This is a genomic window from Streptomyces sp. NPDC085866 (assembly GCF_044541035.1).
In the GTDB taxonomy this organism is placed as follows: Bacteria; Actinomycetota; Actinomycetes; order Streptomycetales; family Streptomycetaceae; genus Streptomyces.
Window position 1 is genome coordinate 92,263 of sequence record NZ_JBITSQ010000001.1, and the last position, 17,428, is coordinate 109,690.

General features: G+C 73.4%; 14 protein-coding genes and 2 tRNA genes. 12 read left to right on the top strand and 4 right to left on the bottom strand.

Annotation, left to right across the window (positions count from 1 at the left end):
- Nucleotides 1-184: 184 nt before the first annotated feature.
- The 5 genes from ACIF83_RS00375 to ACIF83_RS00395 all read left to right on the top strand — a co-directional run bounded on the left by ACIF83_RS00375 (nt 185) and on the right by ACIF83_RS00395 (nt 6,508).
- Nucleotides 185-1,078, top strand: a complete 894-nt coding sequence (locus tag ACIF83_RS00375) for an FAD binding domain-containing protein (RefSeq protein WP_399722456.1) — start codon at nt 185-187, stop codon at nt 1,076-1,078.
- On the top strand, nt 1,075-2,685 hold the full coding sequence (locus ACIF83_RS00380) for a 2Fe-2S iron-sulfur cluster-binding protein (RefSeq protein ID WP_399722459.1): 1,611 nt from the start codon (nt 1,075-1,077) through the stop codon (nt 2,683-2,685). The genes ACIF83_RS00375 and ACIF83_RS00380 overlap by 4 nt, the downstream gene beginning before the upstream one ends.
- Complete coding sequence (locus ACIF83_RS00385; protein WP_398139028.1) at nt 2,682-4,988, top strand: xanthine dehydrogenase family protein molybdopterin-binding subunit; 2,307 nt, start codon at nt 2,682-2,684, stop codon at nt 4,986-4,988. Before ACIF83_RS00380 ends, ACIF83_RS00385 begins: the two co-directional genes overlap by 4 nt.
- Complete coding sequence (locus tag ACIF83_RS00390) at nt 4,985-5,110, top strand: hypothetical protein (RefSeq protein ID WP_393463861.1); 126 nt, start codon at nt 4,985-4,987, stop codon at nt 5,108-5,110. Before ACIF83_RS00385 ends, ACIF83_RS00390 begins: the two co-directional genes overlap by 4 nt.
- A 237-nt stretch (nt 5,111-5,347) precedes the next feature.
- Nucleotides 5,348-6,508, top strand: a complete 1,161-nt coding sequence (locus ACIF83_RS00395; RefSeq protein WP_393463864.1) for an SUKH-4 family immunity protein — start codon at nt 5,348-5,350, stop codon at nt 6,506-6,508.
- A 25-nt stretch (nt 6,509-6,533) separates the two neighbouring features.
- On the opposite strand, the gene ACIF83_RS00400 is transcribed toward ACIF83_RS00395, so the two are convergent.
- The 3 genes from ACIF83_RS00400 to ACIF83_RS00410 all read right to left on the bottom strand — a co-directional run bounded on the left by ACIF83_RS00400 (nt 6,534) and on the right by ACIF83_RS00410 (nt 7,710).
- Nucleotides 6,534-7,322, bottom strand: a complete 789-nt coding sequence (locus ACIF83_RS00400) for a VOC family protein (protein ID WP_399722463.1) — start codon at nt 7,320-7,322, stop codon at nt 6,534-6,536.
- A gap of 198 nt (nt 7,323-7,520) precedes the next feature.
- Nucleotides 7,521-7,595 (bottom strand) — tRNA-Cys (locus ACIF83_RS00405).
- Between the two features lie 19 nt (nt 7,596-7,614).
- Nucleotides 7,615-7,710, bottom strand: a tRNA-OTHER gene (locus tag ACIF83_RS00410).
- 175 nt (nt 7,711-7,885) lie between these two features.
- On the opposite strand from ACIF83_RS00410, the gene ACIF83_RS00415 reads away from it, so the two are divergent.
- From ACIF83_RS00415 to dapE, 7 genes are all read left to right on the top strand, one after another.
- Complete coding sequence (locus ACIF83_RS00415; RefSeq protein WP_393463870.1) at nt 7,886-9,313, top strand: MFS transporter; 1,428 nt, start codon at nt 7,886-7,888, stop codon at nt 9,311-9,313.
- 52 nt (nt 9,314-9,365) lie between these two features.
- Nucleotides 9,366-9,584, top strand: coding sequence for a hypothetical protein (locus ACIF83_RS00420; RefSeq protein WP_399722468.1), 219 nt, complete (start codon nt 9,366-9,368; stop codon nt 9,582-9,584).
- Entirely contained in the window at nt 9,581-9,955 is a 375-nt protein-coding gene (locus ACIF83_RS00425; RefSeq protein ID WP_393463876.1) for a type II toxin-antitoxin system death-on-curing family toxin, read from the top strand. The genes ACIF83_RS00420 and ACIF83_RS00425 overlap by 4 nt, the downstream gene beginning before the upstream one ends.
- Before the next feature lie 202 nt (nt 9,956-10,157).
- Nucleotides 10,158-11,957, top strand: a complete 1,800-nt coding sequence (locus tag ACIF83_RS00430) for a DEAD/DEAH box helicase (RefSeq protein ID WP_393463879.1) — start codon at nt 10,158-10,160, stop codon at nt 11,955-11,957.
- 299 nt (nt 11,958-12,256) lie between these two features.
- A complete protein-coding gene (locus ACIF83_RS00435) occupies nt 12,257-12,898 on the top strand; it encodes an IclR family transcriptional regulator (protein WP_399722471.1) in 642 nt (213 codons plus the stop codon).
- Between the two features lie 160 nt (nt 12,899-13,058).
- Nucleotides 13,059-14,612, top strand: coding sequence for an amino acid permease (locus ACIF83_RS00440; protein ID WP_399722474.1), 1,554 nt, complete (start codon nt 13,059-13,061; stop codon nt 14,610-14,612).
- The gene (dapE, locus tag ACIF83_RS00445) at nt 14,609-15,664 is read left to right on the top strand and encodes a succinyl-diaminopimelate desuccinylase (RefSeq protein WP_399722477.1); all 1,056 of its coding nucleotides are present in this window, start codon (nt 14,609-14,611) and stop codon (nt 15,662-15,664) included. Before ACIF83_RS00440 ends, dapE begins: the two co-directional genes overlap by 4 nt.
- On the opposite strand, the gene ACIF83_RS00450 is transcribed toward dapE, so the two are convergent.
- Nucleotides 15,645-17,342, bottom strand: coding sequence for a PucR family transcriptional regulator (locus ACIF83_RS00450; RefSeq protein ID WP_399722480.1), 1,698 nt, complete (start codon nt 17,340-17,342; stop codon nt 15,645-15,647). The two genes, dapE and ACIF83_RS00450, sit on opposite strands and share 20 nt — an antisense overlap.
- Nucleotides 17,343-17,428: the final 86 nt, after the last annotated feature.

A 17,428-nucleotide genomic window follows, 5' to 3' on the forward strand; every position in this document is an offset into this window, starting at 1 on the left:
AATATGCCGCTGAAGCCGTGCGAAAGCGGACCATCTCCCCGATGAGGTGGGCGAATGCCTCCTAGCGGACCCCCGCGTTCGGGTCTTGCGAAGATGTGCCAGAGTTGCCACGTCCGCCCTGTGAGCACGTACCGTACGGCCACACAGGAGGGACCAGGTGGGGCAGCGGGAAGGGGCAGCCGGTTTGACCACGCACGCACCGCAGGCGGCGCAGGCCGTCACGCTGCCCACGACACTGGACGAAGCCGTGGCGGCTCTCACCGCCATGCCCACGGCCGTCCCCGTGGCGGGCGGCACCGACCTGATGGCCGCCGTCAACTCCGGCCAGCTCAGGCCCGCCGCCCTGGTGGGCCTCGGGCGGATCAGCGAGATCCGCGGCTGGCAGTACCAGGACGGCCACGCGCTGCTCGGCGCGGGCCTCACCCACGCGCGCATGGGCCGCCCCGACTTCGCGGCCCTGATCCCGGCGCTCGCCGCCGCCGCGCGCGCCGCGGGCCCGCCGCACATCCGCAACGCGGGCACCCTGGGCGGCAACATCGCCACCGCCGCCCCCACCGGGGACGCGCTGCCGGTGCTGGCCGCCCTGGAGGCGACGCTGATCATCGCGGGCCCGGGCGGAGCCCGCCGGGAGATCCCGGTGTCGCACCTGCTGGCCGGCGTGGAGATGCTGCGCGGCGGCGAGCTCATCGGCTACGTGCGCGTGCCGCTGCTGCACGCCCCGCAGGTCTTCCTCAAGGCGACCGGACGCACCGGCCCGGGCCGTGCGGTGGCCTCCGTGGCGCTGGTGCTCGACCCGGCCCGGCGCGGGGTGCGGTGTGCCGTCGGTGCCATAGCGCCGATGCCGCTCAGGCCCCTGGAGGCCGAGCAGTGGGTCGCCGGGCTCATCGACTGGGACAACGACCGCGCGCTCGTCCCGGAGGCCCTTAACGCCTTCGGGGAGTACGTCGCCGCGGCCTGCATCCCCGACCCCGTCCCGGAGCCGGACGGTTCCGTGGCCCCGCTTCCGCCCGCCGTACTGCACCTGCGGCGCACCGTCGCCGCGCTGGCCCGACGAGCACTGGGGAGGGCGCTGTCGTGACCGACGACCAGCACGGAGAGGCCACGCCCCAGGGGGGCGGCGGCCGCTGGGACCCGCTGCCCCAGGGCGACTACGACGACGGCGCCACCGCCTTCGTCAAGCTCCCCGAGGGCGGCATCGACGCCCTGCTGTCCGGTGACAGTCCGCTGGCCGCACCCGGCCACGGCTACGTGCCGCCGCAGATAACGGCGACCCACGGGACGAGCGACCCGTCCGCCACCGGCAGCTGGACCATGCCCGCCGACGGCCACCAGTGGCCCGACCCGAACGCCGTGCCCCAGGAACAGGCGGCCGACGACCGGTTCACGTACCACCCCGCGGCCACCCAGCAGTGGACCTTCGAGGAGCCCGCGGCCCCGTCCGGGCCGGGGCACGACGTCACCGGGCAGTGGTCCATCCCGGTCGCCGGCGGCGATCTCCCCGACGAGTCGGGCGAGTTCACCACGTCCTCGCTGGTCGAGCAGTGGGGCGGCACCCCGCCGGCCACCCTGCCCGGCGGCGCGCCCGCGCCCTGGGCGACGGAGACCGCGGGCGGGCCCTGGGGGCAGCCGGAGCCCGGCGCCGAACCCCGCACGGCCGACGCGTCCCCGGCGCCGGAGTACGCGCCCACGGCGCCGTACGCCGCCACAGCGCCCGCACAGGCCCCTGAGGGCCCCGCTGACGGCCCGGCGCAGCACGGCGAGCCCGCGGCCCCGACGGCCGCACAGGAGGCCGTGGAAACGCCGGACACGGCCGCACCCCCGGCCCCGGCGGACCCCGTGCCCCCGGCCGACACGGCGGACACAGCGCCGGAAGCCGCCGAAGCGGACCCGGCCGGCCAGCCGGAGGACACCGGGACCGAGGACCCCGTCGAGCCCGCGGCACACGCCCCGGCCCCCGAGGACCCGGCGGCCTCCGGGCACGACGACCCCGAGGACCCCGCCCAGGCCGCCCAGGGGCCGCAGGACGACCACCCCCTCGCCTCGTACGTCCTGCGCGTCAACGGCGCCGACCGGCCCGTCACCGACGCCTGGATCGGCGAGTCCCTGCTGTACGTCCTGCGGGAGCGGCTCGGCCTCGCCGGCGCCAAGGACGGCTGCTCGCAGGGCGAGTGCGGCGCCTGCAACGTGCAGGTGGACGGGCGCCTGGTGGCCTCCTGCCTGGTCCCGGCGGTCACCGCCGCCAGCGCCGAGGTCCGTACCGTCGAGGGCCTGGCCGTCGACGGGCAGTCCTCCGACGTGCAGCGGGCGCTCGCCCGGTGCGGTGCCGTGCAGTGCGGTTTCTGCGTGCCGGGCATGGCGATGACCGTGCACGACCTGCTGGAGGGCAACCCGGCGCCGACCGAGCTGGAGACCCGGCAGGCCCTGTGCGGCAACCTGTGCCGCTGCTCCGGCTACCGGGGCGTCCTGGACGCCGTCGGGGAAGTCGTCGCCGAACGCGAGGCGCACACCGGCGCCGCCGCTGAGACGGCCGCGGACGAGGCACGTATTCCGCACCAGGCGGGCCCGGGCTCCGGCGGCGTCAACCCGTCGGCGTTCGAGACACCCGGTGTCTTCGACAGTCCCGGCACCTTCGGTACACCGGGACCGCACGAGCAGCACTACGGCCAGGACGGAGGCCAGGCGTGAGCAACGAAGCCGCCACCGCGACCACCGCGGCCGAAGCGGCCCCGGCGGCCGAGCCGCTGCCGCACGGCCTCGGCGCCTCGCTGCCGCACGCCGACGCCCGTGCCAAGACCGAGGGCACCTTCCCGTACGCGGCCGACCTGTGGGCCGAGGGCCTGCTGTGGGCGGCCGTCCTGCGCTCCCCGCACGCGCACGCGCGCATCGTGTCCATCGACACCACCCACGCGCGCGAGATGCCCGGCGTACGGGCCGTCGTCACCCACGAGGACGTGCCAGGGACCCCCCGGTACGGCCGGGGCACGCCCGACCGCCCGGTGTTCGCCTCCGAGGTCGTGCGCCACCACGGCGAGCCCATCGCGGCCGTCGCCGCCGACCACCCGGACACCGCGCGGATGGCCGCCGCCGCCGTCATCGTCGAGTACGAGGTGCTCGACCCGATCACCGACCCGGAGCAGGCCTTCGAGGCCGAGCCCCTGCACCCCGACGGCAACCTGATCCGGCACATCCCGTTGCGCCACGGCGACCCGGACGCGGTCGGGGAGGTCGTCGTCGAGGGCCTGTACCGCATCGGCCGCCAGGACCCGGCCCCCATCGGTGCCGAGGCCGGTCTCGCCGTGCCGCGGCCCGACGGCGGCGTGGAGCTGTACCTGGCCTCCACCGACCCGCACACCGACCGCAACACGGCCGCGGCCTGCTACGGCCTGTCCCCTGATCGGGTGAAGATCGTGGTCACCGGGGTGCCGGGCGCCACCGCCGACCGCGAGGACCAGGGCTTCCAGCTCCCGCTCGGCCTGCTCGCCCTCAAGACCGGCTGCCCGGTGAAGCTCACGGCCACCCGCGAGGAGTCCTTCCTCGGCCACGCCCACCGCCACCCGACCCTGCTGCGCTACCGTCACCACGCCGACGCCGACGGCAGGCTGGTCAAGGTCGAGGCGCAGATCCTCCTCGACGCGGGCCCCTACGCCGACACCTCCGCCGAGTCCCTCGCCGCCGCCGTCTCCTTCGCCTGCGGCCCGTACGTCGTCCCGAACGCCTTCATCGAGGGCTGGGCCGTGCGCACCAACAACCCGCCCTCCGGCCATGTGCGCGGCGAGGGCGCCATGCAGGTGTGCGCCGCCTACGAGGCGCAGATGGACAAGCTCGCGAAGAAGCTGGGCGAGGACCCGGCGGAGCTGCGCCTGCGCAACGTGCTCGCGACCGGGGACGTCCTGCCGATCGGCCAGACGGTCACCTGCCCGGCGCCGGTGGCCGAACTCCTCCAGGCGGTCCGCGACTACCCCCTCCCGGCCCTGCCCAAGGACACGCCCGAGGAGGACTGGCTGCTGCCCGGCGGCCCCGAGGGCGCGGGCGAGCCGGGCGCGGTGCGCCGGGGCGTCGGCTACGGCCTGGGCATGGTGCACATGCTCGGCGCCGAGGGCGCCGACGAGGTCTCCACGGCGACCGTGAAGGTCCACGACGGTGTCGCGACCGTGCTGTGCGCGGCCGTGGAGACGGGGCAGGGCTTCACCACCCTCGCCCGCCAGATCGTCCAGGACACGCTCGGCATCGACGAGGTGCACGTGGCACCGGTCGACACCGACCAGCCCCCGGCCGGCGCGGGCTGCCGCGGCCGCCACACCTGGGTCTCCGGCGGCGCGGTGGAACGCGCGGCCAAGATGGTCCGCACGCAACTGCTGCAGCCCCTGGCGCACAAGTTCGGCATGTCGACGGAGCTGCTCCAGATCACCGACGGCAAGATCACCTCGTACGACGGCGTGCTGTCGACCACCGTCACCGAGGCGCTGGACGGCAAGGAGCTGTGGGCCACCGCCCAGTGCCGCCCGCACCCCACCGAGCCGCTCGACGCCGAGGGCCAGGGCGACGCCTTCGTCGGCCTCGCCTTCTGCGCGATCCGCGCGGTGGTGGACGTGGACATCGAACTCGGCTCGGTCCGGGTGGTCGAGCTGGCGGTCGCCCAGGACGTGGGCCGGGTGCTGAACCCGGCGCAGCTGGCCTCGCGCATCGAGGCGGGCGTCACCCAGGGCGTGGGCATCGCCCTCACCGAGAACCTGCGGACGCCGCGCGGCCTGATCCGCCACCCCGACCTGACCGGTTACGCCCTGCCGACCGCGCTGGACGCGCCGGACATCCGGATCGTGAAGCTGGTCGAGGAGCGGGACGTGGTCGCCCCCTTCGGTGCCAAGTCGGTCAGCGCGGTCCCGGTGGTGACGTCACCGGCGGCGATCGCCTCGGCCGTGCGCGCGGCGACGGGCCGCCCGGTCAACCGCCTCCCGATCCGGCCGCAGGCCGCGGTGGTGACCCCGTGACCACGCCCCCCGAGGAACCGCGCTACGAACCCCCGCCCAGCGTGGGCAAGCTGTTCCTGTGGATCCTGATCTTCGCCGTGGCGGCCCTGGCGGTCGTGCTGGGCGGCATCTACTTCACCTGAGGGGCGGAGGCGTCGTCATCACCGGGGTGATGACGTCCGGCCGGTCGACGGCCGCGTGACTCCTGGCGGGAGTGGAACGGGCAAGGGGCGCCCGACGTCCTTTCCGACGGGCGTTGTCAGTGGTGCGGCGTAGTGTTCCGGGCAGTGGGGGGACCGCCGCTTTCCGAGGGAAGCCGGAGGGCGGCCGGGCATGCCCAGCCCAGGGACCGACGCACCGAGGAAGATCGCGGGGGAGCGATGAGCACGACCGATGCCGGGGTGCCGGCGATCACGCTGACCGAGGCGGAGCTGGACCGGTACGTCACGCACGGGCCGACGCGCGGTCTGCTCACGGGCCCCGGACTGCCCACGGACACCGACCTGTTGACGTTCTCCCCGCTCCGCACGCACGGCCTGCGCACCTTCGGTGACGCCACGGACGGCCCCTTCCACCTGGCGGAGGAGCTGCGCGGCCGCCTGGTGATAGGCGAACTCCTCAACCCCGCGGGCATGGAGCGCGAGTCGATCCTGCTCGACGGCGACACGGGCGAGCTCACGACCGCGTACCTCTTCGCCCCGTCCGACCCCCGCCCCTTCGCCCCCTCCCTCGACACCCTCCTGCGCTTCGCCGCCGTCACGGAGGAACTCGCGGGCCTGCGAGGCCGTTTCTCCTCGCTGTCGGGTCAGTACGGCCCCAAGACGGTGACCGAGGCCTCCCGCCGCCTCCTGACGCTGTTCGAGGAGGGCACGGACGGCGAGGTCCCGCCGTACTGGAAGGCGGCGGCGCTGATCCGCCCGCTCGCCCTCATCGCCGGCCCCGGCACGACCTCCGGCCTCACCCTGGACGTCCCCGGCCGCGTCCTGGACCAGGAGTTCGGCCACGGCCGGGTGGCCCGCTTCGAGGAGGTGGACTTCCCCACCACGCTCACCCACGAGCCGACCCGCCGCTTCCTGCGCGAGACGGGCCTGCCGGAGGAGGCGGTCCTCTTCCACGCCGACACGGACGTCCCGCTGCCGACCCTCACCGAGTACTTCACCGGCGAGCGGGCCGAGGACTACCCACTGGAGGATCTCCCGGCCCACTCCGACCACCTGATCCGCCTCGGCTACCTGGTCGAGGACAACAGCCTGGTGATCGACGGCAGAACGGGCGCGATCCTCACCTTCAGCGAGCCGGAGGCGACGCTCTACCCCCTGAACACCGACGTCTCCACCCTGGCCTTCACCCTCTGGCTCCTGCACCACGAGCGCACGATCGACGAACACCTGGGCAACGAACTGACCACGGACGCCTACGACCAACTGGCCGCGGCGATGATCCGGACCCTGGCCTCGATCGACCCCACGGCCCCGTCCCGGAACACCGACTGGCACTACTGGACGGAACTGTTCCAGGACGAGGCGGGCGGGGTCCTCTGAGGCGTGCGGCGCCGAGACCGGACTCTCAGCCCATGGCGCTCTTGATGATGGCGAAGGGGGCACCGGCGGGGTCGAGGAACATGGCGAAGCGGCCGACCCCCGGCGCGTCGGTGGTCGGGATGAGGACGGTGGCTCCGGCAGCGGTGGCCTTGGTGAATGTGGCGTCGCAGTCGCTCACCTCGAAGTACGGATGCCACTCCGGCGTCGATCCGGCGTCGAGGTTCTCCCGGGGCAGCTGCATCAGCCCGCCGTGGTTCCCCTCCTCGCCGGCACCGGACGGGGCCAGAACCGTGTACGTCAGCTCCGGGCCCATCCGTACATCGTTCATCCGCCAGGAGAAGACCGACCCGTAGAACGCCTTCACCGCGTCGGCGTCGGAGGTGTAGAGCTCCACCCAGGACAGGCTGTCGGGGACGCCGACAGCCTCCAGGCCGTTCGTCTCGCCCGGCTGCCAGACGGCGAAGTCCGCGCCCGTGGGGTCGGTGAAGGCAGCCGTCCGCCCGAAGGAGAAGACGTCCGCCGGAGCGACCCGGACCCGGCCGCCCCCCTGTTCCACGGCCTTGGCGGTGGCGTCGGCGTCCGGCGTGTGGAAGTACACCGTCCAGGAGGGGCTCGCCCCCTCTTCGGTCAGCGGACCGAGGCCCGCGACCGTCTTCCCGTCCTGCTGGAAGAAGCCGTAGCCGCCCGCCTCCGGTCCCGCCGACCGGAAGTCCCAGCCGAAGACGGCGGAGTAGAAGGCGGCGCTCGCGTCGGTGTCCGGGCTCCCCAGATCCAGCCAGTTCGGAGCGCCCGGCACGTACTCGGTCGTCAGCATGGTGTGGTCCTCCACCGTGGGTTCGGCACACAGCCGCCCGCCGCACCGGCTCGGGCGAACCGCGTTTCTCGGGTCCGCACGGAGAAACGAACACGGATCTCCCGGGTTGCGGCCCATCGAGCCGGCAACCGGGACGGACGAACCCGAAGGGCGGCACCCCTGCGCGGGTGCCGCCCTTCGTCTCGCCTGGTCAGGCAGTGGAGGCCGTGGCGGGAATCGAACCCACGTAACTCGCTTTGCAGGCGAGCCCCTAAACCACTCGGGCACACGGCCGTGATCATCTTCTGTTGTTCGGCCGTGGCGGGAATCGCACCCGCGTAACTCCCCGCGCGGAGCTCGCTGATGGATGCAGCGCAGGCGAGCCCCTGAACCACTCGGGCACACGGCCGTGTTTCGTGGAATGAACGTACGGGGCGGCGAGAGAGGGGTTCAAGGGAAACCCCGCCGCTGCAATGGGACTGCCACACCGCGTTCATGAAACGGCGGGCGTACGACCAAGGTCGCAGGTGGGGCGGGACCACCGACAGGGGTCACGTGCCGTTGTGGGCCTTACGCTGGCGAGCATGAGTGCCCTCGAGTCCCCTGACACCGCAGTTGTGGATGATGCCGCCGGCAGAGCCGGCGGTGTGCTGAGCCGGGCCTATCGGGCGCTCAGTGTCGGGATCGTGTCCGTCGTGCTGCTCATCGCCTTCGAGGCGACCGCCGTAGGGACGGCGATGCCCGTCGCGGCGCGGGAACTGGACGGCGTGGCGCAGTACGCGTTCGCCTTCTCGGGGTACTTCACGACCAGCCTCTTCGGAATGGTGCTGGCCGGGCAGTGGTCCGATCGCAAGGGCCCGCTCGGGGCGCTGACCTCAGGGATCGCGGCTTTCGCCGCGGGGCTCGTCGTCGCCGGGACGGCGCAGAGCATGTGGGTGTTCATCCTGGGCCGGGCCGTGCAGGGCTTCGGCGGCGGGCTGGTCATCGTCGCGCTGTACGTCGTCGTCGGCCGTGCCTACCCCGAGCGGCTGCGGCCCGCGATCATGGCGGCCTTCGCCGCCGGGTGGGTCGTACCGTCCATCGTCGGCCCCCTCGCCTCGGGCGCCGTGACGGAGCACCTCGGCTGGCGGTGGGTCTTCCTCGGCATTCCGGTGCTGGTCGTCTTTCCGCTCGCGCTGGCGCTGCCGCAGATACGGCGGAGGGCGTCGGGCCCGGTGGCCGGCAGCGAGGACTCCGGCTCCTTCGACCGGCGCCGAATCCGGCTCGCCCTCGCCGTCTCCCTCGGTGCGGGACTCCTCCAGTACGCCGCCCAGGACCTGCGCTGGCTCTCCGTGCTCCCCGGCCTCGCCGGGGCCGCCCTGCTCGTGCCCGCCGTCCGCGGCCTGCTGCCGCGCGGCACCTACCGCGCCGCCCGCGGGCTGCCCTCCGTCGTGCTGCTGCGCGGGGTGGCCGCCGGGTCCTTCATCGCCGCGGAGTCCTTCGTCCCGCTGATGCTGGTCACCCAGCGGGGGCTGTCGCCGACGCTGGCCGGGTTCTCGCTTGCCGCGGGCGGGGTGACATGGGCGCTGGGCTCGTGGGTGCAGTCCAGGCCGCGCATGGAGCGGTACCGGGACCGGCTGATGACGGTCGGGATGGTGCTGGTCGCCGCCGCGATCGTCACCGCGCCGAGCGTCCTCGTGCAGGCCGTGCCCGTCTGGACCGTCGCCGTCGCCTGGGCCTTCGGCTGCTTCGGCATGGGGCTGGTGATCGCCTCGGCCAGCGTGCTCCTGCTCCAGCTGTCCGCCCCCGAGGAGGCCGGCGCCAACTCCGCCGCCCTGCAGATCTCCGACGCCCTGTCCAACGTGGTCCTCCTGGCCGCGACCGGCGCCGCCTTCGCCGCCCTGGGCGGCGGCAGCACCTCGGCCACGACGGCCGACCCCACCCGGCCCGCCGCCTTCGCCGCCGTGTTCCTGCCAATGGCGGGGGTGGCGCTGGTGGGGGCGTGGGTGACGACGCGGCTGCGGGAGCGGTGAGCCTGCGGCAAATCGATCGCCGAGCGATGCCGCCTGGCTCTAGCCTTCCCGCATGCACGAGCCTTCCCGCATGCACGAGCTGACCCTCTCCCTCGACCCTGCACTCCGGCAGGCGCTGGACGACCTCGCGGACGCGTCCGGGCGCCGTACCGAGGAGGTGGTGCTGGAGGCCGTACGCCGGTGTCTGGACGAGGAAGGGGCGGCCGTCCGCACCCACGCCGAGCGTCTCGCGCTGCGCCACGCCGGCCTGTTGCGGAGGCTGGGCGAATGAGCCGCCACCTCACCGTCGCCGACGTCACCGCCATCGCCGAGATCGCCTTCGGCGGCCGACCGCCCGAGGCGCGGGAACCCGGGCTGCTGGCCTCCGCCGTGCACCGGCCCCGCGCCCGGATGTTCGGCACGGCCGCCTACGAGGACCTGTACGAGCAGGCCGCCGCCCTGCTGCACGCCCTCGCCGCCAACCACCCCTTGGTCGACGGCAACAAGCGCACCGCCTGGCTGGCCACGGCCACCTTCCTCGCCCGCAACGGGGTCGATCTCGCCGACGTCGACCAGGACATCGCATACGACCTGGTCATCGACGTGGCTTCCGGCGACCTCAGCGACATTCCCCGGATCGCGGGGCGGCTGCGGCAGTTGTGACGTGGGTCCCACCCGCGGGTGACCCGGCCTCGTCCGGGCGTTGACGGGGGTGGGGCGCCGGTAGGGTGGCCCGGTTGTCATACGTAGCCGAGCCGCCCGCCCGTCACCCGCCACCACCCTGACCGACGCTCCCCCAGCGCCGAAAGCCTGGGGGGACCCCAGCGTGCGGCCCCTTCGATTCGACCCCCCATCCACGGAGACCGTGACTACCACCGCCGCTTCCTCGACGCACTCCCACCACCTCTCGCCCGCCTTCCCGGGCCGCGCGCCCTGGGGTACCGCCAGCAAGCTGCGTGCCTGGCAGCAGGGGGCGATGGAGAAGTACATCCAGGAGCAGCCGCGTGACTTCCTCGCGGTCGCCACGCCCGGCGCCGGCAAGACGACCTTCGCGCTGACCCTCGCCTCCTGGCTGCTGCACCACCACGTCGTGCAGCAGGTGACCGTGGTCGCGCCGACCGAGCACCTGAAGAAGCAGTGGGCCGAGGCCGCCGCGCGGATAGGGATCAAGCTCGACCCCGAGTACAGCGCGGGCCCGCTCGGCAAGGACTACGACGGGGTCGCCGTCACGTACGCCGGTGTCGGCGTGCGCCCCATGCTGCACCGCAACCGGGTCGAGCAGCGCAAGACGCTCGTGATCCTCGACGAGATCCACCACGCCGGTGACTCCAAGTCCTGGGGCGAGGCGTGTCTGGAGGCGTTCGAGCCCGCGACCCGCCGGCTCGCGCTGACCGGTACGCCGTTCCGGTCCGACACCAACCCCATTCCCTTCGTCACGTACGAGGAGGGGACGGACGGGATCCGGCGGTCGGCAGCCGACTACACCTACGGGTACGGCAACGCCCTCGCCGACCATGTCGTCCGGCCGGTGATCTTCCTCAGCTACAGCGGCAACATGCGCTGGCGTACGAAGGCCGGTGACGAGATCGCCGCCCGGCTCGGCGAGCCGATGACCAAGGACGCGATCAGCCAGGCCTGGCGTACCGCGCTCGATCCGCGCGGCGACTGGATGCCGAGCGTGCTGCGCGCCGCCGACCAGCGGCTGACCGAGGTCAGGAAGGCCATCCCGGACGCGGGTGCGCTGGTCATCGCCTCGGACCAGGACTCGGCGCGGGCGTACGCCAAGCTGATCCGGGAGATCACCGGCTCCAAGGCGACTCTGGTGCTGTCCGACGACGCCGGCGCCTCGAGCAGGATCGACGAGTTCAGCGGCAACAACGACCGCTGGATGGTCGCGGTGCGGATGGTGTCCGAGGGCGTCGACGTGCCCCGGCTCGCGGTGGGGGTGTACGCCACCACCATCTCGACTCCGCTGTTCTTCGCGCAGGCCGTCGGGCGTTTCGTGCGGTCCCGGCGGCGCGGCGAGACCGCCTCCGTGTTCCTGCCGACCGTGCCCGACCTGCTGACCTTCGCCAACGAGATGGAGAAGGAGCGGGACCACGCCCTCGACAAGCCGAAGAAGGAGGGTGAGGAGGACCCCTACGCCGAGTCCGAGAAGGAGATGGACGAGGCGAACAAGCAGCAGGACGAGGACACCGGCGAGCAGGACATGCTGCCCTTCGAGGCGCTGGAGTCCGACGCCGTCTTCGACCGGGTGCTGTACGACGGTGCCGAGTTCGGGATGCAGGCCCACCCCGGGAGCGAGGAGGAGCAGGACTACCTCGGCATTCCCGGGCTGCTGGAGCCCGAGCAGGTGCAGTTGCTGCTGCAGAAGCGGCAGGCCCGGCAGATCGCGCACAGCCGCAAGAAGCCGGACTCCGAGGCCGACCTGCTCGAACTGCCCGCCGAGCGGCGGCCGGTGGTCAGCCACAAGGAGATGATGGAGCTGCGCAAGCAGCTCAACACGATGGTCAGCGCGTACGTCCACCAGAGCGGCAAGCCGCACGGGGTGATCCACACCGAGCTGCGGCGGGTGTGCGGGGGGCCGCCGAGTGCGGAGGCGACCGCGGGACAGCTGCGGCAGCGGATCGCCAAGGTTCAGGAGTGGGCCACCCGCATGAGGTGACCCCACGTCCGTGTGGGTATCGCGTCCGTGCGTGTATGCGGACGAATGCTGGCAGTCCGTCCCCGCCCTTGACCGGATTCTGGACGGAGGCTTCCGCTCAGCGAACCGGCTTCGCTACTGTCCCGCTACGCACACGCCCCGTGGCAGCGCCGCCGCGGAGCGCAGCCGTGAAGCGACATGGTCCGGAGCCGCCGGGCCGTCCTGCCGATCGGCGGCCTCTGAAGCGCGTCGCCGACGGGACTCGGTCACGCATCCGCCGCCCAGAGGTTGCCGACCTCACCACCAAAGGAGTGGGCGTCGTGACCGCGGAGACCTCCCAGACGCTCGACCGGGGACTACGTGTCCTCAAGTTGCTGGCCGACACGGACCATGGCCTGACCGTCACCGAGCTTTCCAACAAACTCGGCGTGAACCGGACCGTGGTGTACCGGTTGCTCGCCACGCTGGAGCAGCACGCGCTCGTACGCCGTGATCTGGGCGGGCGAGCCCGGGTCGGGCTCGGGGTGCTGCGGCTCGGCCGACAGGTGCATCCGCTGGTACGGGAGGCCGCGCTGCCCGCGCTGCGCTCGCTCGCCGAGGACATCGGGGCGACGGCGCATCTGACGCTGGTGGACGGGACGGAGGCGCTGGCCGTCGCCGTGGTCGAGCCGTCGTGGACGGACTATCACGTGGCCTACCGCGCCGGTTTCCGGCATCCGCTGGACCGGGGAGCCGCGGGCAAGGCGATTCTCTCCGCGCGCCAGTCGCCGTCCGTCGATCCCGGGTACACGCTGACGCACGGCGAGCTGGAGGCGGGTGCCAGCGGGGCCGCCGCGCCGCTCATCGGTGTGACGGGTGTCGAGGGCAGTGTGGGTGTGGTGATGCTCGCGGACTCCGTCCCGGAGAGGGTGGGGCCGCGGGTGGTCGACGCGGCGCGGGAAGTCGCCGAAGCGTTGCGCTGAGCGCTGCTTTTGGCGGGGTGCGTTCGGTTTCGGGTGCGGGTGTGTGGGGGCTGGTCGCGCCCACGCGGCGGAGCCGCATATCGATGCAGCCCCGCGCCCCTTTGATGCGTACCGCTCGCCACCGAGGCACTGTCGGGCCAGTGCTTTGGCCATCCCGCCAATGGTCGACCTCGACCTTTGGCCGTTCCCCCCACCTCCTGCTGACCGCCCCTCCGCATCATCAAGGGCCATACAGCCCCGATGCGGAGGGAACGGCACGGTGGAGAGAGTCGAGAGCCGGCCACAGGCCGGACAGCGGACAGCGCGCGGAGGCCGGCTCACCCGGCGACAAGCCGTGGGCACGCTCGTAGGTGAGGCCGCTGCCAGTCCGCTCAAGCGGACCATGGGGGTCGCCCAGCTCACGCTGCTCAGTGTGGGGGCCACGCTCGGTACCGGGATCTTCGTCGTGCTCGGGCAGGCCGTACCGGAGGCCGGTCCCGCGATCGTCGTGTCCTTCGTGCTCGCCGGCGTCACCGCCCTGTTCTCGGCGCTCTCCTATGCCGAGCTGGCCAGCATGATCCCCGGGTCGGGTTCGTCGTACAGCTACGCCTACGCCACCCTCGGCGAGCTGGTCGCCTGGGTGTGCGGCTGGTGTCTGATCCTGGAGTACGGGGTGTCCGTGGCCGCCGTGGCCGTGGGCTGGGGGCAGTACGTCAACGAGCTGCTCGACCTGGCCTTCGGCGTCACGCTGCCCGACTCGCTCAGCGCCCCGCCCGGGCTCGGCGGCACCCTCAACATTCCGGCCGCCCTCATCGTCGTACTCGCGATGGTGGTCCTGCTGCGCGGGGCCAAGGAGAGCGCGGTCGCCAACACCGTCATGGTCGGCGTCAAGATCGCCGCGCTCGTGATGTTCTGCGCCGTCGCCTTCACCGCCTTCCGGGCCGGGAACTTCCACCCCCTCTTCCCGCTCGGCGCCGCCGGCATGAGCGCCGGTGCGGCCTCCCTCTTCTTCTCCTACATCGGCTTCGACGCCGCCTCCACGGCCGGTGAGGAGGCCAGGAACCCCCAGCGGGACCTGCCGCGCGCGATCATCCTCTCCCTCGTCCTCGTCACCGCCCTGTACGTCCTCGTCGCCGTCGCCGCGCTCGGTGCCATGCCGTGGAAGCAGTTCGCGGGGACCGAGGCGACCCTGAGCCAGGTCCTCGTGCGGTCCGTCGGGGGCGGGAACCTGTGGCCGATCCTGCTGTCGGTCGGGGCCGTCGTCGCCACCACCAGCGTGGTGCTCACCGTGCAGTACGGGCAGATCCGCATCCTGTTCGCGATGGCCCGGGACGGGCTGGTGCCTGAGCTGTTCGCCAAGGTCCACCCGCGTACCGGGGTGCCGCGCGCCAACACCGTCATCGTCTCCGGTTTCATCGCCGTACTCGCCGCCCTCGTCCCGCTCGGCAGCCTCGCCGACGCCACCAGCATCGGCACGCTCTTCGCGTTCATGCTGGTCAACCTGGCCGTCGTCATCCTGCGCCGGCGCAGCCCGGGCGCCCCGCGCTCCTTCCGGGTCCCGCTCTCGCCCGTCACGCCCCTGCTCGGCGTCGGCTTCTGCGTCTACATGCTGTTCAGCCTGGGCACCGACACCTGGATCGCCTTCGGGGCGTGGATGGCGGCCGGGCTCGTGATCTACGGCCTCTACGGCATCCGGCACTCCAAGCTCGACGCACCGCACGAGGACCCCGCATGACCGCCCTGGATCTCACCACCGACGTCGTCACGCTCACCCGGGCCCTCGTCGACCTTCCCTCCGAGAGCGGACAGGAGGAGCGGATCGCGGACGCCGTGGAGACGGCCCTGCGTGCCCTGTCCCACCTCACCGTCGACCGGGTCGGCAACTCCGTCGTCGCCCGCACCACCCTCGGCCGGTCCGAACGCGCCGTGCTGGCCGGTCACCTGGACACCGTCCCCGCCGCCGGGAACCTGCCCTCCCGGCTCGACGGCGGGCGCGTCCACGGGCTCGGCGCCTGCGACATGAAGGGCGGGGTGGCGGTGGCGCTGCGGATCGCCGCGACCGTCACCGAGCCCGTCCGCGACCTCACCTACGTCTTCTACGAGTGCGAGGAGGTCGAGGGGGAGCGCAACGGGCTCGCCCGGATCGGCGCCGCGCGGCCGGAGCTGCTGGAGGAGGCCGGTCTGGCGATCCTCATGGAGCCCTCCGACGCCGGTGTCGAGGCCGGCTGCCAGGGCATCCTCACCGCCGACATCGTCGTCAAGGGCGCCCGCGCCCACACCGCCCGCGCCTGGCAGGGCGTCAACGCCGCCCACAAGGCCGCCCGGGTGCTCCGGCGGCTCGACGAGCACACGCCCGAGCGGGTCGTCGTGGACGGGCTGGAGTACCGGGAGGGGCTGAGCGCGGTCGCGGTGCGCGCCGGGGTCGCCGGGAACGTCGTACCGGACGAGTGTGTCGTCACCATCAACTGCCGGTTTGCACCCAGCCGTTCGGCCGAGGAGGCGGAGGCGTACGTGCGGGGGCTGTTCCCGGAGTACGAGGTCCGGGTCACCGAGGTCGTCGCGGGCGCCCTGCCCCGTCTGGACCGGGTCGGCGAGCTGGTCGCCGCGCTCGGCGCCGAGCCCCGGCCCAAGCTCGGCTGGACGGACGTGGCCCGGTTCGCCGCGCTCGGCGTGCCCGCCCTCAACTACGGCCCCGGGGACCCGTCGCTGGCCCACACAGCGGGCGAGTACGTTCCCGTCGAGCACCTGCAGCAGTGCGAGGAGCGGCTCAGGCGGTGGCTCCGCTGAGCCCGGCCAGTGCCCTCAACTGAAGCCACAGCACCAGCCGTTCGTCGGGGTCGTCCAGGTCGACCCCGGCGTGCTGCTGCAGCTGCTTGAGCCGGTAGCGGCAGGTGTTGGGGTGCACGGCGAGGAGCTTGGCCGCGCCCGCCATGTCGCAGCCCGCGTCGAACCAGCACACCAGCGTGCGGGCGTACTCCGTACCGTTCTCCGCGTCGTACGCCAGTACCCGCCGCCACGCGCCCGCGCTCAACTCCCGCCGCTCGCCCATCACTTCGGCCAGTCGCAGCAGGGTCACGCGCGGGCGCACCTCGTCCACCGTGGCGACCGGCAGCTCCGCGTCGAGCACCCGCAGCACCAGGTCCGCGTCCGCGCGGGAGTCCGCGAGGCCGGCCGCGTCCGGCACCACCTCGCCCAGCGCCGCCCGCACCGGCACCCGAAGCGCCTGCCCGGCCCGCCCGACGATGTCCTCGGCCAGCGACCTGTGACCGTGTCCACCTGTTCGCCTCCGCGGCGCTTCAGTCGGTGTCGAGCGACCGACCGTGCTCAGCCCTTCGGGCCTGCGCGCTCCCCCACTCTCGACTTCGCTCGAGCGGGGGGACCCCCATGATCGCTCGACACCGGCGCGCCCCTGCGGCTGGGCTCCGGGCGCCGGGAGCACGGCGTACACCACCCCGTCCACCAGCACGCACGCGTGCCGCCCGTAGCGCGCCTCGCACTGCAGGCGTACGACGTCCAGCAGGCGCAGCGCGGTCCGTTCGGCGTCCGGCACGCTCGCGGCGGAGTCCAGCACGAACGCGGCCACCCGGGCCGGGCCCGGGACACCGAGCCGCTGGGCGGCCGTCGGCGCGTCCGTCGTGCCCTCCAGCAGGCGGCGCAGCAGGTCGCTGCCCCGGTGCCGGGCCAGTTCGCGGGCCGCGCGGGCCCGGAGCAGGAGCAGGGCGGCGGTGGAGGCGCCCTGGACGAGGGTGTCCTCGGCGTCGGGGGCGAGCGAACCGCCGTCGATCACCCAGACGGAGCCGAGCGTCTCCCCGCCGGCCCGCACCGGCATCGCGAGCCGGGGCAGGCCCGAGCCGGTCAGCGCGGGCAGCCGCACCGGCCGGTCGGCCGCGAACAGCCGCCGGTACTGCTCGGTGTTCTCCGCGCTGGCCGGCACCTGCAGGCCGAGGATGCCCTGCCGCCGGTCCTCGTCCACCGGCTGCCCGGGGACGGTCGAGTAGGCCAGGATCCGCTGCCGCGGGTCCTCGATCGCCGTGGCCCCGCCGGTCCCCGCCGCGATCGCGTCGGCCAGCGCGAACAGGTCACCGAGGCCGGTGTCGGAGGCGGCGGCGGGCCGCGCGCCGATGGCCGAGGCCAGCAGCAGGTGCACCCGGTGCCAGGCCGCGTCCTCGGCGACCGACAGCAGTGCCACACCGTGCGCCTCGGCCTCCCCGACCGGCCCGTCCGGGCCTCGCACCACCACCCCGGTCAGCCCGGCCTCCGCCGCCGCCCGCACCAGGGGCCCGGCCTCTGCCGCCCGCACCCCGACCGCCAGCAGCAGCCCGCCGGGCAGCCGGGGGAGCGGGGTCCGGCCGTCGTGGAGCACCGCCTCGGTGACCGGTACGCCCTGCCCGGCGGGGGCGGTGTGCAGGTGCACGGCAGGGCCGCCGACGACGTCCAGGAGGTCGCCGAGGGTGCACGCGTCCATGGGAGTCCTCGCGGGGTCGGCTTGGCTGATGCTGAAACGAACGTACGCATCCCTTGGCCGCTCGCACAACACGTGGCTCCGCGTAG

Excerpts from the sequence above, each read along its gene's own strand:
- ACIF83_RS00395 (WP_393463864.1), top strand. The coding sequence starts at position 5,348 with ATGAGCACGACCGATGCCGGGGTGCCGGCGATCACGCTGACCGAGGCG.
- ACIF83_RS00400 (WP_399722463.1), bottom strand. The coding sequence starts at position 7,322 with ATGCTGACGACCGAGTACGTGCCGGGCGCTCCGAACTGGCTGGATCTG.
- ACIF83_RS00415 (WP_393463870.1), top strand. The coding sequence starts at position 7,886 with ATGAGTGCCCTCGAGTCCCCTGACACCGCAGTTGTGGATGATGCCGCC.
- ACIF83_RS00420 (WP_399722468.1), top strand. The coding sequence starts at position 9,366 with ATGCACGAGCCTTCCCGCATGCACGAGCTGACCCTCTCCCTCGACCCT.
- ACIF83_RS00425 (WP_393463876.1), top strand. The coding sequence starts at position 9,581 with ATGAGCCGCCACCTCACCGTCGCCGACGTCACCGCCATCGCCGAGATC.
- ACIF83_RS00440 (WP_399722474.1), top strand. The coding sequence starts at position 13,059 with ATGGTCGACCTCGACCTTTGGCCGTTCCCCCCACCTCCTGCTGACCGC.
- dapE (WP_399722477.1), top strand. The coding sequence starts at position 14,609 with ATGACCGCCCTGGATCTCACCACCGACGTCGTCACGCTCACCCGGGCC.
- ACIF83_RS00450 (WP_399722480.1), bottom strand. The coding sequence starts at position 17,342 with ATGGACGCGTGCACCCTCGGCGACCTCCTGGACGTCGTCGGCGGCCCT.